At 37.0% G+C, this 17665-nt stretch carries 19 protein-coding genes; 1 reads left to right on the top strand and 18 read right to left on the bottom strand.

Annotated elements, in window-relative coordinates:
• Window positions 1–9: 9 nt before the first annotated feature.
• The 18 genes from COJ96_RS00885 to COJ96_RS00800 form a co-directional block, all read right to left on the bottom strand.
• Window positions 10–981 carry an ROK family glucokinase gene (locus COJ96_RS00885; protein ID WP_098571124.1) on the bottom strand — a complete coding sequence of 324 codons (972 nt, stop codon included), beginning with the start codon at window positions 979–981 and terminating at the stop codon, window positions 10–12.
• Between the two features lie 14 nt (window positions 982–995).
• On the bottom strand, window positions 996–1202 hold the full coding sequence (locus COJ96_RS00880; protein WP_098571123.1) for a YqgQ family protein: 207 nt from the start codon (window positions 1200–1202) through the stop codon (window positions 996–998).
• A gap of 165 nt (window positions 1203–1367) precedes the next feature.
• Window positions 1368–2867 carry a rhomboid family protein gene (locus COJ96_RS00875; protein ID WP_098571212.1) on the bottom strand — a complete coding sequence of 500 codons (1500 nt, stop codon included), beginning with the start codon at window positions 2865–2867 and terminating at the stop codon, window positions 1368–1370.
• A gap of 172 nt (window positions 2868–3039) precedes the next feature.
• Complete coding sequence (locus tag COJ96_RS00870) at window positions 3040–3234, bottom strand: hypothetical protein (protein WP_098571122.1); 195 nt, start codon at window positions 3232–3234, stop codon at window positions 3040–3042.
• A gap of 70 nt (window positions 3235–3304) precedes the next feature.
• Window positions 3305–4261 carry an L-lactate dehydrogenase gene (locus COJ96_RS00865; RefSeq protein WP_098571121.1) on the bottom strand — a complete coding sequence of 319 codons (957 nt, stop codon included), beginning with the start codon at window positions 4259–4261 and terminating at the stop codon, window positions 3305–3307.
• A gap of 59 nt (window positions 4262–4320) precedes the next feature.
• Window positions 4321–5109 carry a DUF92 domain-containing protein gene (locus COJ96_RS00860; protein WP_098571120.1) on the bottom strand — a complete coding sequence of 263 codons (789 nt, stop codon included), beginning with the start codon at window positions 5107–5109 and terminating at the stop codon, window positions 4321–4323.
• Window positions 5106–5672: a 5-formyltetrahydrofolate cyclo-ligase gene (locus COJ96_RS00855; RefSeq protein WP_098571119.1), complete on the bottom strand. Its 567-nt coding sequence runs from the start codon at window positions 5670–5672 to the stop codon at window positions 5106–5108. Before COJ96_RS00855 ends, COJ96_RS00860 begins: the two co-directional genes overlap by 4 nt.
• Window positions 5673–5852: 180 nt before the next feature.
• On the bottom strand, window positions 5853–6002 hold the full coding sequence (rpmG, locus tag COJ96_RS00850) for a 50S ribosomal protein L33 (protein WP_015594975.1): 150 nt from the start codon (window positions 6000–6002) through the stop codon (window positions 5853–5855).
• A 105-nt stretch (window positions 6003–6107) separates the two neighbouring features.
• Complete coding sequence (locus tag COJ96_RS00845; protein WP_098571118.1) at window positions 6108–6716, bottom strand: hypothetical protein; 609 nt, start codon at window positions 6714–6716, stop codon at window positions 6108–6110.
• A gap of 218 nt (window positions 6717–6934) precedes the next feature.
• Window positions 6935–7594, bottom strand: coding sequence for a phosphate signaling complex protein PhoU (phoU, locus tag COJ96_RS00840; RefSeq protein WP_098571117.1), 660 nt, complete (start codon window positions 7592–7594; stop codon window positions 6935–6937).
• A gap of 13 nt (window positions 7595–7607) precedes the next feature.
• Window positions 7608–8381 (bottom strand): phosphate ABC transporter ATP-binding protein PstB, encoded by a 774-nt coding sequence (gene pstB / locus COJ96_RS00835; RefSeq protein WP_098571116.1) that lies wholly within the window; start codon window positions 8379–8381, stop codon window positions 7608–7610.
• Window positions 8382–8393: 12 nt separating this feature from the next.
• On the bottom strand, window positions 8394–9215 hold the full coding sequence (gene pstB / locus COJ96_RS00830) for a phosphate ABC transporter ATP-binding protein PstB (protein ID WP_098571115.1): 822 nt from the start codon (window positions 9213–9215) through the stop codon (window positions 8394–8396).
• Between the two features lie 16 nt (window positions 9216–9231).
• Window positions 9232–10119 (bottom strand): phosphate ABC transporter permease PstA, encoded by an 888-nt coding sequence (gene pstA / locus COJ96_RS00825; RefSeq protein WP_098571114.1) that lies wholly within the window; start codon window positions 10117–10119, stop codon window positions 9232–9234.
• Window positions 10119–11039, bottom strand: a complete 921-nt coding sequence (pstC, locus tag COJ96_RS00820) for a phosphate ABC transporter permease subunit PstC (RefSeq protein WP_098571113.1) — start codon at window positions 11037–11039, stop codon at window positions 10119–10121. The genes pstA and pstC overlap by 1 nt, the downstream gene beginning before the upstream one ends.
• A gap of 79 nt (window positions 11040–11118) precedes the next feature.
• Entirely contained in the window at window positions 11119–12036 is a 918-nt protein-coding gene (locus tag COJ96_RS00815; RefSeq protein WP_098571112.1) for a phosphate ABC transporter substrate-binding protein, read from the bottom strand.
• Window positions 12037–12232: 196 nt separating this feature from the next.
• The gene (locus COJ96_RS00810) at window positions 12233–14311 is read right to left on the bottom strand and encodes a peptidoglycan D,D-transpeptidase FtsI family protein (RefSeq protein WP_098571211.1); all 2079 of its coding nucleotides are present in this window, start codon (window positions 14309–14311) and stop codon (window positions 12233–12235) included.
• 191 nt (window positions 14312–14502) lie between these two features.
• Window positions 14503–15732, bottom strand: coding sequence for an MFS transporter (locus tag COJ96_RS00805; RefSeq protein ID WP_098571111.1), 1230 nt, complete (start codon window positions 15730–15732; stop codon window positions 14503–14505).
• Between the two features lie 102 nt (window positions 15733–15834).
• A complete protein-coding gene (locus COJ96_RS00800) occupies window positions 15835–16443 on the bottom strand; it encodes a superoxide dismutase (protein WP_098571110.1) in 609 nt (202 codons plus the stop codon).
• A 346-nt stretch (window positions 16444–16789) separates the two neighbouring features.
• On the opposite strand from COJ96_RS00800, the gene COJ96_RS00795 reads away from it, so the two are divergent.
• Window positions 16790–17485, top strand: a complete 696-nt coding sequence (locus COJ96_RS00795; protein WP_098571109.1) for a Crp/Fnr family transcriptional regulator — start codon at window positions 16790–16792, stop codon at window positions 17483–17485.
• The last annotated feature ends 180 nt before the right edge of the window (window positions 17486–17665 follow it).

The following is a 17665-nucleotide window of genomic DNA, read 5'->3' as shown; positions in this document are numbered from 1 at the left end:
ATAGTCTGTTTATTGATTCAATTGATTTTTAATAAGCCAAGCAGCACCAAGTACACCTGCATCATTTCCGAGTGTAGCCAATGCTAGTTTTGTTGAGTCACGAACTGCCGAAAAAGCAAACTTCTCAAAATTACTTATGACTGAATTTAATAAAATATCGCCTGCTTTAGAAACACCGCCGCCAAGAACGATTTTCTCTGGATTTAGTGTATTAGCAATACTAGCCAATGCAAAACCTAAGTGAAAGGAAACCTCATTCAAAACGGTCTGAGCCAACTGATCGTTATTTCGTGCTGCGTCAAAGACGTCTTTAGCTGTAATCGTGTGATTCTCAGCCATTATTGCAGTTAATTCACTTTGTGTCCCCTTAGCAAGTTCCAATCGGGCAAGGCGTACTATTCCTGTTGCAGAAGCAACTGTTTCTAGACATCCCGATTTCCCGCAGTTACACTGTGCACCATCAGAAGGAATGGCAGTAATATGACCGATTTCACCAGCTGCACCATTAATACCTTGAACAACTTTTCCACCAGCAATAACACCCCCGCCGACACCTGTTCCAAGGGTTACGCAAACAAGATCCTTTGCTCCATTGCCCGCTCCCATCCACATTTCACCCAACGCTGCACAATTTGCATCATTTTCAATTGCAGCTGGGAGTGATGTTGCGGTCTCAAGACTGTTCTTTAAAGGATAGTTATTAGGCCAGCCTAAGTTTACAACATTTAAAAGTATGCCCTTTTCATAGTTAACTGGACCGGGTGCCCCCATCCCAATTCCTATTAAACAATCTTTTGTTTGACCAAGTTCTGTTAATTTTTCATCAATTGCTCTTGCAATATTATGGGTTATGTTTTTTCCTTCATTCGTATTATCTGTTGGTATTTCCCATTTACGAACAATCTCTCCATCCATTGTTATAAAAGCTAGTTTAGTCGTTGTACCACCAAGGTCAACACCGACAATCCATTGTTTCGACAATAAAATCACCCATCTTATTTTTGACTTTTTTCTTTTTGAAATTGTATTTCATGCCTCAAAATTAATAATGCAGTTTGGAATTCTCTTGGTTCTATTAGTTGTGACTGATACAGTTCCTTTAATTCCATTTCCATTAATTCAAGGTCAGCAACCCGATCACCAATATAAATTATCGTTCCAAATCTCTTTAAAAATTGTTGAATATCATAAATTGTTTTCATCCTATATCTCCTAGTTATGTAATGGAGAAAAAATATTATCCAAGAAAAAGTATAACCCACCCCGGCATCTATCCTCAAGAAAATATAATCTTAGTTTTAGAGAAACTTCAATTCTACTCCCCATTATTGGAAGATTGGAGTTGACGATTAATCTCTTGTTGTAAATCAGCATAATCCTGTTGTTTCGGATTCCTGCTGTATATTTTCTTTAGCTTCTTCCAACTCTTTTTGTTCTAGGTTAATAAGAGCTAAATTATAAAACGCCTCATCAAAACTTGGATCTAGTTTTATTGCCTTTTCCAAATGTACCTTGGCTTCAGAGAGCATATCCTTCTTAATTTCTACGTAGGATAAGAGAAAATAAGTTCTCTCCGATACATTCACTGCATTTTTTTCAGATTCCTTTAATACGGTATATGCCTTATCATAATTGTTTTGTTTTATATATTCCTGTGCCATTAACAAACTGGAGTTTTCATCATAAGCTTTTCCAGATGCACTATAACCATACAATAAAGAACCCCACAACAATGCTGCAGATGCAATTAAAAATAACATTTGCAACAGTAACTTTTTTTTCTTCGGCAAGTGGACAACACCAGCGGCAAGGAATCCCCCAACCAATCCGCCTAGATGTCCTGCATTATCTATTCCAGATGCAGAGAACCCGATCATCAAATTAATTCCTAGCACAACAAGCAAATTTACTCCCATTGTTCGGAAAAATAATTTCGGGTAAATAACCCCAAAATAAAGTAAAGCACCAAAACAGCCAAAAATTGCACCACTTGCCCCTGCTGATAAGTTCGCACTAAAGATAAAACTAGCAACAAAGCCTATAACTCCAGAAAATAAGTAAATCACTAAAAACCGAATACTGCCATAAATTCTTTCTACTTCTATACCAAGAAAGTATAAAGCTAGTGTATTCATCGCTAGATGGACAAAACCAATATGAAGAAAAACTGGCGTAATAAATCTCCACCATTCCCCATCAACAATCAATTGATTAACTTTTGCTCCATATTTAATCAAAGTGGATGTATTGGTGCTGCCACCATGTACTTGAAGCCAGAAAAAAACAGCAAGCTGGATTGCGATAAATACATAAGTGAAGAATGGTTTACCACTTAATAAAATCGCTCGCTCCGACTTTACTTTTTTTATTGCATAATCTAAGGCTGCTTTCTTCATTAACTCAACATCTTCTTCTAAATAGTTTTCATTTATTGCAAAAGAAATATCAAGCGATAGCCTCTCGGATAATTGTCTGAAGCCTTCCTCGTATTGTCCCTGTGCAAATAGGACCGAGGTCACCATAGTCTTATTTGCATCTGAATGGACAAAAGGCTTTGTAAGTCGAAATTCGTATTCATCAACAGGTGGAAATTGACTGACGTAGATGTTAACAACCTTCAACTCATGACGACCAATTTGTTTTCGAACTTTTTCTCCATTGGCAGCAGTAAACTCAATATCCCGCTGCATGGCATTACTCCAATCCAAATTATGATGCAGCATGCGAATGATAGGTGCTCTTTTATTTTCAAGCTTTTCGAGCCATAATTCTTTTTGATTTTCAAATAACTGAATAATACGATAACCATGATCAGATATCAATGAATAGGCCAAATTCCAAAAAATGAATCCTTCTTTATTACTCATATCCCCCCAACTTCCTATGTAAGAATAAGCTTTAAGCAAATCTGCTTTCATTTTATTCGTCTATCCCTTATAACTTTCATTATAAACGAAATCTCTCGTTACAATAATTAAACAAGTTGATTATTTTTTGCAGTTAACTCTCCAAATCAAAACAAAAAACCATCTGTGGTTTTCACCATTCAGACGGTCTTCCAAACATCGATTGCATCATTTTTTGCTTTACTCCTGGGAAACTCATGATTGACCCTACAGCAATTCTGCGCATCCAACCAGATCCCAGCAGGACATTAATCAGTCGGAATTTATACTTATAAACCAAATACCCTATCGAACCAATCATTAATATGGATGTTAGTATTCGAGACATCATCATCCCTCCTTTTTCTATTTTGTGATCATGACGATTAAATTATCCAATTAAAATGATTGAATTCTTATTAATAGTTCTTAAAGACCGGCTCCATTGTTTTCTTTAATACATTAACAGAATTCTCGAATTTGGTTTGCTCTTCTTGATTTAAATTCAGTTCAACCACTTGTCTAACTCCCTCACGATTAACTACGGCTGGTACGCCAATAAAAATATCGGTTTGTCCATACTCTCCATCTAAATACGAGGAAACAGTGAGGACTGAATTTTCATCACGGAGAATCGCTTTGGTCAATCTGACAAGACCCATAGCAATTCCATAATAGGTTGCACCCTTTCGCTCAATGATATGGTAGGCTGCATCCCGAACATTTAGAAAAATTTGATCAAGATCTGTTTTCTTAAAACCAGTTTTGTTTTTTGACCAATCACTAATGGAAGTTCCAGCAATCTCAGCATTGCTCCACACAGGCAATTCTGTATCGCCGTGTTCTCCAATGATATAAGCATGCACGTTTCGGGTGTCCACATCAAAGTAATCTCCCAACAAAAACCGAAATCGCGCTGTATCTAAAATCGTCCCTGAACCAATTACCCGTTCCTTTGGCAACCCTGAAAATTTCCACACCGCATATGTTAAAATATCTACTGGATTTGTGGCCACAAGGAAAATACCGTCGAAACCACTTGCCATAATTTCATCCACAATTCCTTTAAAGATCCTTGTATTCTTTTCAACCAAGTCAAGCCGTGTCTCCCCTGGCTTTTGGTTAGCACCTGCTGTGATTACAACAAGATCAGCCTGACCACAATCCTGGTAACTCCCAAACCATATCTTTGTTCGTGATGGAGAGAACGGTAATCCATGATTTAGGTCCATCGCGTCTCCTTCTGCTTTTTCCTTATTTAAATCAATTAAGACTAGTTCTTCCGTAATTCCTTGATTTAATAGTGCAAAAGCATAGCTTGAGCCAACAAATCCGGTTCCGATGAGGGCAACCCTATTTACTCGTCGATTTACCATGACCATTCCTCCATTTGAAAGTATAATAATACTATTTCAAGTGCAATTGATAAGCTGAGCTACTTATTTAAGAACGTGATTATGATTGCAAATAGCGAAGCAAGAAAGCCTGAAAGAAAATTCACCATATCATTATCTACAAAGACCATTCCTTTTATTCTAGCGGTTGGCATCTGACAATGACTCTTCTTCTCAGTTTCAATACCACATTGCCCACATACATATAGCTGCTGATAAAAGGCCCCAATCAACGTATCAATGACATTCCCGAGATATCCAAATAAAAACACCAGACAAGTTAAAAAAAGATCTAAATCAAAAAGCCAAAATCCTATAATTGAAATGAGAAAAGATCCTGCAAGTGAAGCCGCACTTCCTAAAAAACTAATCGCTCCAGATGTCCCCTTTTCAACTCGCTTAAAGGTGCGTATGTATAAGGGGTCTTGTTTACTTAAACTGCCAATTTCCGAAGCCCATGTATCAGAATTAGCACTTGCAAGACAAACTAAAAAGCCAATTAACCAAATCATATCATGATTAAAATAATGAATGATACTGAAAAGCCCCGCAGCACCACCATTCGCAGCAACTTGACGCCAATCTCTTGTAGCACCTTTTGCCAACTTTTCTTCTATTATGTACTTTGAACTACTCTTATATTTTGACCAAAAAGTTGATGAAGCAAAAAAAGCACCAAGCAGGTAAAGACCATTTATCCCGAATCCTAAATAAACAGCTAGTCCAACAATACTAGCTGCCAAAGCACCCGATCGAGTCAAGGATTTAGAGTGATACCCTGAAGCAGATCCTAATAGGATAAAAATCACTATAATAATGGTTACAGTCATCTTATTTTGATAACCTCATCGTTTGTAATAATTTTTGAAACAGGAATATCATGATCCTCTACGTGTAATTGTGGAACCAACTGCTCAGCAAAGGCAAGTGATAGGGTTTTACCAGAGTAATTTTGTAAATAACGATCATAATACCCTCCGCCAAAACCCAAACGGTAGCCTTCTCGTGTGTAGGCCAAACCGGGGACTATGATTAAGTCAATCCTATCAGCGTTCATTTGATTGGTTAATGCCTCAATTGGCTCTAGTAATCCATAAAATACTGTTTCAAGTTGAGAAAAATCAGTAATTGCTCTAAAAGTCATTTTCTTTTCTTTGGGGTCACATTTTGGGACAACCACTTGTTTCCCTAATTCCCATGCTCTCTCAATAATTTGATAGGTATCAACTTCTGGCTTTTTTGATATGGTTAGACCTATCACTTGTGCTTGTTTCCAATCTTGATCTTCATAAAGCCTGGAAGCTATATTATTTGAATAATGTTCATATAAAGGTTTTGTAAGACTGGAAAGTTTCTCTTTCATATCCTTACGAATAGACACTTTATTATTCATCACAGGTATCACCCCTAATTTTTAGGCTCTGCTAAAGTAGCCTGAGGATTTCCGCTCCAGGCACTTCGCTTTCCGCGGGAGTCTTCGTGCCTTCCACTGCAATCATCAGAGTTCCAAATAAATAAAAGCTTAACACATCCATTTTTAGACAACAAAAAAAGCAGCAGGAAGCCCTACTGCTTATTTTGTTTCACGGTGTGCTGTTGTACGTTTTTCTCTTGGGCAATATTTCTTAAGCTCAAGACGATCTGGATTATTACGTTTATTTTTTGTTGAAATATAGTTACGATCTCCACACTCAGTGCAAGCTAATGTAATATTCACGCGCATGTTTATTTCCCTCCAAACAATTAAGCATTTCATTCATACGACTTATCCATAATATCATTTTTTAAAAGGAAATGCTAGTATGTTTTTTTTAGATAATTATTGCTTTCATTCCGCTTGCTTTAAAAGTGCTTGCTCCAAAGAGAGTAATTCATTTTTATTAGACCCGGTAATCGTCCACGTGTTCATTTTTCCATTCTCCTGCGGATCTAACGACATTTTTATTGAAAAAATACTAGAAGCGGGAGTTTTTGCCATTGGCAGGTAATTTAGGCTCCCTTTATGAAGCGAATTCCATATTTGATCAGTAAAAACCTTCCATTGTGGCATGGCTGTGTATTCCTTCATTCCAACTCCATTATGTTCTCCATTTACCAGATAAATATTATTATTGGCATGATGGAAGATTCTTTTATCTACCGGTGATACAAAGGCAAGATTGTCTTGAATAACAATTGGATAGTAGTGCATGGCCAAAACATGAATCTCTTTCATTTCCTTGCTGTGATTACTAATATAAACGCTTGAATATCGAATTTTGGAGTGAAGCTGCTCTTCTTTCACTTTGATTATTATTTCTTCGTTATGTAAAACCTTTTCTTTACAATCTTGGAGCCAAACGTACTTTCCGTTTACCCATAAACCAGGAATAAACTGAAGTGTTTCCTGTGGAAAAAGGGGGCTAATTTTTTTTTGTTGCCGTTCAATTATATTCATCTAATTACACCTTTTTATTCATTATAGTGGTTCATTTGCATATGAAGTAATTTTCAAATTATTCATAATAAATGATAATTTAATCGTACCACCAGTTGCTACCGCGCACAATAAACACAAATTGTCGTTTTTTGGAAACTTTGAGGCCCATAACTTTTTCCTATTATTAAAAAAAGATAAGGCAAAAAACTCCTTATCTTTTACAACTCTATGATCCTTTAGGCATTTAAATTAACTCGGGTTCCTGTCACGAGGTAAATGACATGTTCTGCGATATTCGTTGAATGGTCTGCGATTCTTTCGATATATCTGCAAACAAATGCCAATTGAATAATTTGGTTTGTTGCATGTGGATTTTGTGGAATATGACTCAACAATTCTTGTATTAAACTTCCAAACATTTTATCTACTTCATCATCTTTTTCTGCACATTTTTTTGCAACCGTAATATCCTCTGAATAATAAGCCTTAATCGAATCCGAAACCATCTCCAAGGCCATTTCCATCATTTTTGGGATATCAATGATTTCTTTAAAGTGTTTTTCATTACCAATATGCAATGCTGATTTAGCAATATTTACTGCAATATCTGCAAATCGCTCAACCTCAGATGATACTTTTAAAGCTACATTTATTTTCCTTAGATCCGTCGCAACGGGTGATTGTCTTGCAATTAATAATAATGCCTTATCATTTATTTCGTATTCTAAATCATCGATTTCATTATCACCATCGATAACTTGCTTAGCCTTTTCCATATCCTGATTAATAAGAGCAATCATCGCTTCCTTGATTGCATGCTCCGATTTTTCAGCCATTGTTAAAAGCAAATCTTTCAACTCTTTTAAATTGTTATCAAAAATTGCCCTTGTACTCATAGTAGACACCTCATCATCCGAATCTTCCTGTAATGTATCCTTCAGTCCGTTCGTCTCTTGGATTTGAAAAAATTGTCGATGTTGAATCTAATTCGATTAATTCACCCATTAAAAAGAATGCAGTCTTATCTGAAACCCTCGATGCCTGCTGCATGTTGTGGGTTACAATTACAATCGTGTATTTTTCTTTTAATTCTAATATCATCTCTTCGATCTTTAGCGTCGAAATTGGATCTAAAGCAGATGTTGGCTCATCCATTAATATCACTTCTGGTTTGGTTGCCAGTGCTCTAGCAATACATAACCTTTGCTGTTGTCCCCCTGATAGTCCTAATGCAGGAGCATGTAAACGATCCTTTACTTCCTCCCATAACGCCACATCCATTAGTGATTTAATGACAATTTCATCTAGATGCTTCTTTTTTGTGATCCCATGTATTCTTGGTCCATAAGCAACATTATCATAAATAGATTGCGGAAACGGATTTCCCTTCTGAAAAACCATTCCTACGTGTTTGCGTAGATCGACGAGATCCACTTTCTTATCTAATATATTTTGGCCATTAATGTTAATTTCGCCTGTCATTTTTACATTTGGGACCATATGAATCATCAAATTTAGTGTTTTAATAAATGTAGATTTACCACATCCCGAAGGTCCGATGATTGCAGTAACCTCTTTCTTGTTTATCGGAAAATTGATGTTTTTTAATGCGTGATGCTCACCATACCATAAATTCAGATCTTTTATATCAAAAACCTGTCTGGTTAATGTTGAAGTTTCCACAACTTTTCCTCCTTATCCAAACCTTCCAGAGATATATTCCTCTGTCTTTTTTACAGATGGATTGGTAAAAATCTTTTCAGTATAATCATATTCAATGATATCACCACTCAAAAAGAAGGCAGTTTTATCGGAAATACGAGATGCCTGCTGCATATTATGGGTAACGATGATTATTGAATATTCCTTTTTTAAATCAACGATTAAATCCTCCACTTTTGCATTGGATATCGGATCTAGCGCCGATGATGGCTCATCAAGAAGCATGACTGTAGGTTTCATAGCAATCGTCCTAGCAATGCAAAGACGCTGCTGCTGCCCGCCTGAAAGGGATAGTGCAGATTTATGAAGCCTGTCCTTTACCTCTTCCCATAATGCCGCCTTTTTCAAACTCTCTTCTACCATTTCATCCAGTTCGCTTTTCTTCTTGATTCCAGCAAACTTAAGGGCATGCGTAATATTTTCATAAATTGATTTTGGAAACGGGTTGGGTTTTTGAAAAACCATCCCAATTTCCTTACGGAGAGCAACAACATCTATTTGCTCCGACAAGATATTAAGATTTTCATAAATGATTTCTCCCTCTGCCCTTGCACCGGGAATGAGATCATTCATTCGATTAATACTTCTTAAAAAAGTCGACTTACCACAACCTGACGGACCGATTAGAGCAGTAACTGAATTTTTTTCTATATCGATTGAAATTCCATTTACTGCTCGTTTTTCTCCATAGAATATTTCTAAATTATTTACCTCTAGGATTAAGTCATTTTGTAATTGACTGTTTGACCGAACAGCTTGGTTTACCCTTTCCTTTTCCTCAAAAGTTGTAACCATTCTATCTCCCCGCCTTTTATTTAGATGCAGTAGCTTTCTTATGAATCATACTTCCAATCCACCTAGCAAGTAAGTTAAATACTAATACCGATAAAACTAAAACAGCAGCTGACCCATTGGAAACTTCTTCAACATCAGGTATTAACCCTTGTGTGTTTACGGACCAAATATGAACAGCAAGCGTTTCAGCCGGACGAAAGATATTTAATGGTGATTGAGGGGAAAATGGATTCCAGTTTGCGTAATCAAGTCTTGGTGTTGAAAGACCAGCAGTAAATAATAGCGCAGCAGCTTCCCCAAATACACGCCCTGCAGCAAGAATCGCTCCTGTTAAAATAGACGGAAATGCACTTGGTAATAAAACAGTTTTTATCGTATGCCACTTAGTAATCCCTAATGCTAGACTTCCTTCTTTCAACTCTCTCGGGACTGCACGAATAGCATCCTCACTTACACGAACAATTACCGGTAAGTTGAAAACAGTTAATGCTAAAGCTCCTCCTAAAATGGTGTAGCCCCAGCCTGTTAAATTAACGAACATTAATAAACCAAACATCCCAATAACAATTGATGGCAGCGAAGCTAAAACTTCTATACAGGAACGAACCATATCAGTAATTTTTCCTGGCTTAGCGTATTCCGCCATATAGATCCCCCCGCCTATACCTAACGGAAGGGCGATTAACATCGTAATAAATAATATATAAAACGAATTGAATAATTGGTCGCGAATGCCCCCACCAGCACGTACATTGCTTGATGGAGTGGTTAAAAATTCAAGAGAAATATGTTTAAGTCCATTAACCAAAATATAATAAAATAAGCCAACTAAAATAGAAATGATTATGATTGCAATGGTAATAAATACGCCTGTAGCAATTCGATCTGCAGTTTTACTGTTCATTACATTTTCCTCCTTGATGATAGGTAGCGAATGAGGAGAATAAACGCAAACGACATGATTAATAATATTAAGCCCATTGACCAAAGCGTATTATTTTCTACACTGCCATAGGTTGTATGACCCATGTTTAGAGTAATAATGGTTGTTAAAGTTGCTGAAGCATCTAATAAACTTGTTGGCAGGTCTCTTACGTTACCAATAACCATTTGTACCGCAAGAGCCTCTCCAAATGCTCTTGCCATACCAAGAACAATAGCAGTTAAAAGGGTAGGTAATGCGGCAGGTATTAATACTTTTCGAATCGTCTGCCAGCGAGTAGCGCCAAGAGCATACGAACCTTCACGAAGATTTTTAGGCAGTGAACTCATCGCATCTGTTGCAATTGTTGTTACTGTTGGCAAAATCATGATAGATAAAACAATCGTTCCGGACAGCAAGCTAAAACCCAGTCCGCCCACATGCTCCCGAATAAAAGGAACTAATACTGTAAGCCCGATGAAACCATAAACAACCGATGGAATTCCAACCAAAAGCTCGATGACAGGCTGTAAAATTTTCCTCCCCCATGAGGGTGCAATTTCCGTCATAAAAATCGCTCCGCCAATCCCTAATGGTGCTGCAACCAAAGCTGATAAAAGGGTTACCGCAAAGGATCCAAAAATAAACGGTAATGCCCCATATTCCGGTTTTGCTAGATTTGTAGGATTCCAGTGTGTACTGGTTATGAACTCAATAAGACTTACACCATTTTTTATAAAGGATTGTAACCCTTTTGATCCTAGGAAAATGGTGATTGAGATGGTTGCAGATATCATTATGACAGCACATAGGATAACGAGAATTCTCCCGCGTATTTCCCCATCCAGCCAATTTTTCCTAGACTTTAATAATCTATCTTTTGCAGGTTCTAATTTTTCCATAATGCACCAAACACCCCTAAAATACGTCATAATAGGGTAAACGCCTACTTGCATTTACCCTTTTATTTTCAACCTGTTGCTATAGGTCTTTTTGATTCCCTTCAGCATCGCGTTCTACTTTCATTTTTGTGACAGGAAGATATCCTTGTTCTTTTAATAAAGTGTTTTGGATATCATCAGACATTAAATAGTCAAGGAACGCTTTAGCAAGATCTGTTGCCTCGCCCTTTGTATAAGAGTGTTGATAAGCCCAAATCGGGAAATGTCCAGATTGTACATTTTCTTCTGTTGGTTCTACTCCATCAATAGCAAGTGGTGTGACAGAATCGTCAGTGAAGTATGAGAATGCAAGGTAACCAACTGCACCATCAGTTTCATTAATAATCTTTTTAACTGTGTTTGATGAATCTTCCGTAATACCTTCCGCAGGTGTTGCTCCATCAAGGGCGAATTTATTGAATACTGCACGTGTACCTGAAGAGTCTGGACGGTTTACTAGAACGATCTTTTGATCAGCACCGCCAAGTTCTTTCCAGTTTGTAATTTTACCAGTGAAAACTTTAATTAAATCCGCCTTTTTAATTTCTTTAATACCAACTTTAGGGTTAACAGCAGCAGTCATGCCCACAACAGCTACTTTATGGTCAACAAGCTGGTCAGCAGGGATTCCTTCTTTTTCTTCAGCAAATACATCAGAGTTACCAATTTGAACAGACCCTTCAGCAACTTGCGATAAGCCTGTACCAGATCCACCCGCATTTACCTGAACATCGACATTTGGATTTTCAGCCATAAACTCTTCAGCAGCAGCTGCAACTAATGGCTGCATCGCAGAGGAACCTGAAACAGTTAACGAGCCCGAAAGTTCAGCATTTTTACTATCTTTATTAGAAGTTCCTTCATTTTTATCAGTAGAAGCTCCTCCACCACATGCAGCAACAAGTACCATTAATGCTGCTAGAGTAAGTGCTAGACCAATTTTTTTATAACTTTTCATTGGTTTAATTCCCCCTGTGAATTTAAGTTTGTTTTTGATTTGTTCTGCCTTACATGTATAAGAATAAAGCTAAAATGTTAACTGAGTTTTAATCTTGTGTAAAGGTTATGTAAATGAATATTGAGTTTTTGTAAATCATGAATAAAAAAATAACACCCGTCTCCGACTTGAGAGACAGGTGTTAGGGATGTTGAGTTTACTCGTTATTACTTGTGGTTTCTTCCTTTTGTTCAGATGTTGATTTTTTATCCTTTTCTTGACGCTCTTTTTTTAAATCAAAATAAGCATCCAAGACTCTTCGCCCTATTAGGTTATTAATACTTGGACCGCTGTTTCCTTGATATGCCCATGGTACGACCACTGCCATGGCTACCTCTGGATCATTTGCAGGTGCAAAGCTGACGAGACTTAGATTCATTACTGGCGTCCCACGCTTTGATTTATCAGAACCATCATAAAACGCCTGTGCTGTTCCGGTTTTTCCTGCAGGGCTATATTTTGCACTCTTAAAGTAGCTGACTGCCGTCCCATCACCGACTTGCATGACCATTCGAAAACCTTCTTGCACTCGATTAATCCATGATTCCTTCATATCCAATCGATTTAATACTTTAGGTTGGATTTCCTCGACAATCGGGCCCAACTCGTTATTTTCCATTACTGGCTCTCGAATTTCCTTCACTAAATGGGGCTGAATACGATTACCACCATTCGCTATCGTGGAGACATACTGCGCGAGTTGGATTGGGGTATACGTATCATACTGACCAATTGATAGGAAAAGGAGTAAACCAGGCGTTCTTTCCGGACCTGGAAAGCCGCTCATTTCATTAGGCAAGTCAATTCCTGTTCGCGTTCCTAATCCAAACTGACTAAATGACTGCCGCATCGTATCAAAGGCTGAATAATCGAGTGGTAATGGTTGATTTGCTCGATACTGTCCACCCGCCATTGCAATAACTGTTTTCCACATATACACGTTGGATGAAACCTGCAGTGCCCTTAAATCATTGATCCGGCCAAATGTTCTCCATGAAGACATTACAGGAGAACTAGCAATTCTCAAAGGCTCATCAAGTAGTGTGGTGCCTGGTTGTATGGCCCCTGTTTTATAACCAGTTAAAATCGTAGCTCCTTTTACTGCTGACCCCACATTGTAAGAAGTCGTAATATTTCCTCCGGCAAAGTCATTCATGACTGTTTTACCTTTTTTATCTTTACTAATTTGTTTTCCAGCCAGTGATAAGACTTCACCGGTATGAGGATCCATTAAAACGACAAATGCACGGTCGAGAAGGGCTGTATTTGGTTTTTGCTTTGCACTCCACATTTCTTCTTCGATGATATTTTCTACCTTCTTCTGAAGATCCATATCAATCGTTAAAACAAGATCTTTACCTCTTTTACCTTCTGAAACAACTTCTGTTGAAAGGATTTTTCCCGTTTTATCTGTTACATTTTTCACTTTTGCCTTTTGACCATGTAGGACATCTTCGTATTTTAATTCAAGATAACTTTTTCCAACTCGATCATTACGGCTATAGTCACGGGCCATATATTTTTCTAATTGCTCTTTGGGAATTCCTGCCTCAGAGGTAGTAACATCTCCTAATATTGACTTTAGTGTCTTCCCGAAAACATACTTTCGCGTCCAATCCGTTGTTGTATCAACACCAGGTAAATTTTCTAGGTTTTCACTGACCACCGCAAATTCTTCAGGTGTAACGTCTTTGTTTTTAACAATTTGTGGTGTTAAGGCATAACCACTGTTAAAGACTCTATAGATCGCAAGAGTTTCAAGCTCTTCACCGACAATACTTTTCACTTCTTCATCAGTTACTCGATCCACCTGAAGTTGATAAATTTGCTTATCATCTAACTTCTTTTGTTTATAGAGAGCCCATTCTTTATCAGTAATTTTTGCTTTTGCTTCTTCGGGATGTTTTGTAATCCAATAATCTTTTCTTTCCCGAATAGGGACTTTTTTTGCATCATCAGTTTTGTCAATAATTTTTGCCAATTTCGCTGCACTTTCCAACATTTCCTCTTGGGTTGTTTGTTGATATTTCGTATAAGTAATCGCGTTCAATGGTGTATTATCAACAATAATTTTCCCATTCCGGTCAAACATTTTCCCTCTTGGGACAGGGTTATTGACTGTTACATCTTCTGTCCGTTCAATTTCACGTTTAAAATCATCCCCAAAAACGATTTGTAATTCTCCAAGTCTAAGAATGAGGACAGAAAATAGTATGAATACCACAAAGAATAACATGTTTAAACGAAACGGCACATGTTCCTTCTTTTTTTTCTTTTTATTATTCAAGGGGTAAAAACACTTCCTTTTTCACGGCTTAAGCTTAACTTTCTCTATTTTATAGGATAAGTCTGCTTTTTTCTATGAAAAACCCTTACCAATTTATAAGGTAATAATGCCAATGAAAAAAATGGCGTTGAGTAAATAATTTACTCAACGCATTCCGGGGCTGGTAAGTGTACCCTTTTAAGAAAAAAATAGATGCATGAGTGCCCCGCACCTAAAATGAGAAGGAGAATGGGAATACTGTTCTCAGCTTTGAACCAAGTGATACCAACTAAAAAAGATACGATAGAAATGATCCTGCCCAGATTCAAGTATATTTCACGAACAACAATATATTCAATTCTCATTTCCGCAGCCTTCCATCCGGTTCCAATAACATCGTATGTAGTTGACATATATGGCACGAGTAAAAGCGGATAAGCGATTGCAATCATCCCGCCATAGATAAGCAATTTGACAAAACTAACGTCCCAAACAATTAACAGAACAGATGCATATAAAATAATCCCTCCAATAAGAATGGCTTTTTTTCGATTTTTTTGTTTTATTAAACGTGAAGCAAAATAATACGCTACGAATGATACTCCTGAATTAAGAAGACCGAATGTCCCAAGAGACATTTCACTTCCCGTTGAAAGGTAAACAAAAACAGAGATAACAAAGGCAAAGGTACCTTCCCTCAAGCCCTGAAAGAAGTTAGCATTTGTAATTAAACGCCAATTTTCATTTTGTTTTCTTTCATTTACAATTTTCATGAAGCAATAACTGCCTGATGATGGTCGTGGTTTCAATGAAAAACTCATAAAAACCGCCAGTGCAAATAAAGCAAGTGATAGTCCAAAAACAATCGTGTAGCCAGTATATTTTTCAAATTTTGTAATAATGATACCTGCAGCGATGGGGCCAATCATCCCCCCTGCAGATGATAATATCCCTAAAAAACCATTAAAAAAATCTCGGGTATCTGGTTCAGTTATTTCAAATGTTAATACATTGTAGGCAAGCCAATAAAAACCATACCCTACTCCTAAAAAACTTCCTAAAAGAAGTAAATAGGTTGAAGCATTTGTACCAAACACTAAAACCAATACATAAAATAAAGCTAAAAAAATAACCCCAATCCTAAGCACAATTACCCTGTCAATTTTTTTCGCCCATCGTCCCGCTAAGATAAATGTCAGCAATTGTAGAATCACGGTCGAAAGGTTAAAGAAGGCGATATCCGAGTATTTCCCCGTCTGTTTCCAAAGATAAATATTAACAAACGTGTTAGACAAAGCAATACTTAATGAGTATAGCCCTCCAATAACCAGCAATAGTAATAAATCTTTTGTAAGTGTAACATCACCCAGAATCTTAAATTTTTTTGCCATCAAAAACTCCCCTTTTATCTTATGGGTAGTCTTTAACAAGCTAGTTTTTCTTATTCACAAAAAAAAAGACAACCCTTGGGCTGCCTTTTTTCATTATCATTATTATTTAGCTTGGCTGTAGCGGTTTGAAACTTCATCCCAATTTACTACATTCCAGAAAGCGGAAATATAGTCTGGGCGTTTGTTTTGATAGTTTAAGTAGTAAGCATGCTCCCAAACATCAAGACCAAGAATTGGAGTTTTGCCTTCCATTAATGGAGAATCTTGGTTTGGTGTACTAGAAACTTCTAACTCACCATTGTTTACAGATAACCATGCCCAACCAGATCCGAAACGAGTAGTTGCTGCTTTAGCAAATTCTTCTTTAAAGTTTTCGAAGCTGCCAAATTTACTGCTGATTGCGTCAGCTAATTCACCTGTTGGTGCACCGCCGCCATTTGGAGAAAGGATTTGCCAGAATAAAGAATGGTTAGCGTGTCCGCCGCCATTGTTACGAACTGCTGTACGAGCAGCCTCTGGAACCGCATCCAAATTAGCAATAACTTCTTCAACTGATTTAGAAAGTAATTCTTCATTACCAGCTAAAGCGTTATTTAAATTTGTTACATATGTGTTATGGTGTCTTGTGTGGTGAATATTCATAGTTTCTTTGTCAATATGTGGTTCAAGTGCGTTTTCTGCATAAGGTAATTGTGGTAATTCAAATGCCATTTTAATTCCTCCTATGTATAAGTGATTTTATCGGCTTTAGAATTTCGAATATTTCTAAAGCTTTCCTCCTTAAGATACCAAAGTTGGTTATTTGTATCAAATAAAATGCTTAGGTTCTTAACATATTTACCATTCCCGTTCAGTAGGATATTATTCAAAAATATGTATTGAAGCCATCCATTCGTAATTTTTCGAAAAATTGTCACCTTTTACCTAAAGGGCAATTTGTCAACGATTTTTGTCATATCCAACTTTTGTCACTTCCAAATCCTGTAATAGCCATATTGACACTTAATAAATTATCTATTTAAATCAAAGGGAAGTGGTACATAAGGAGTGATTTTCTATGCAATTAAACTGTTCATCTATATATAATTTATTAGTTGCTTTTTTTCAAAAAAAAGAACCTATTCAAAAAATAAAAGCCGGTTCAATCCTTTTTCAAGAAAAAGATGCTGCTCAGTATGTTTATTTATTACTTAAAGGGAGCATCTCACTTGGAAGAGTTCATTTACGCGGCAAAGATTTTATCTTAAAAATCTTAAACGATCAAGAATTAATAGTAGAATACCAACTTTTCAAGGAAAATCCTCATTATCAATTTTACGCAAAAACACTAACTGATTGTGAAATGATACTAATAAGAAAAGAGCAATTTGAAGATTTCATTTTAACAGACCCTGAGGCAATGAATTCTTTTGTTACATGGTTAAGTACAGGTTATTTAAAAGCACAGATGAAATGTCAGGACCTCATTATGAATGGAAAAAAAGGCGGTTTATATTCGATCCTTATTCGCTTATGCAATTCATATGGGATAAAAACAGAAGAAGGTATTCTAATTGACCTTCCATTAACACATCAGGAACTGGCTAATTTAACATTTGGAACACGTGAAGTAATTCAACGCTCATTAAAAGATCTGCGCGAAAAGAAGATTATCTCCTATGATAATCAGAAGTTTACCGTAAAAAAACTAAACTTCTTAAAAGAAGAAGTCGACTGCCAAAACTGCTCCTTTGAAATTTGTGGATTGAATTAATAGAAAAAAAGCCACCTAGGTGGCTTTTCAGACTGTCATTAAATCCGAAGGATTTCGGGTTTTAAATCGACAGTCTTTTTTGTTTGGCTTCATTAAACTAGTCTGTTGATTTCCGTTCCAGGCGGCTTCGCTTTCCGCGGGCGTGCCGGGGAGCCTCCTCGCCGCTTTCAGCGTCTGCGG

This window comes from Bacillus sp. AFS073361 (genome assembly GCF_002567005.1).
Classification (GTDB): Bacteria; Bacillota; Bacilli; order Bacillales; family Cytobacillaceae; genus Neobacillus.
The sequence above is the reverse complement of the archived record's forward strand: the minus strand, read 5'-3'. Positions and strand labels throughout refer to the sequence as shown.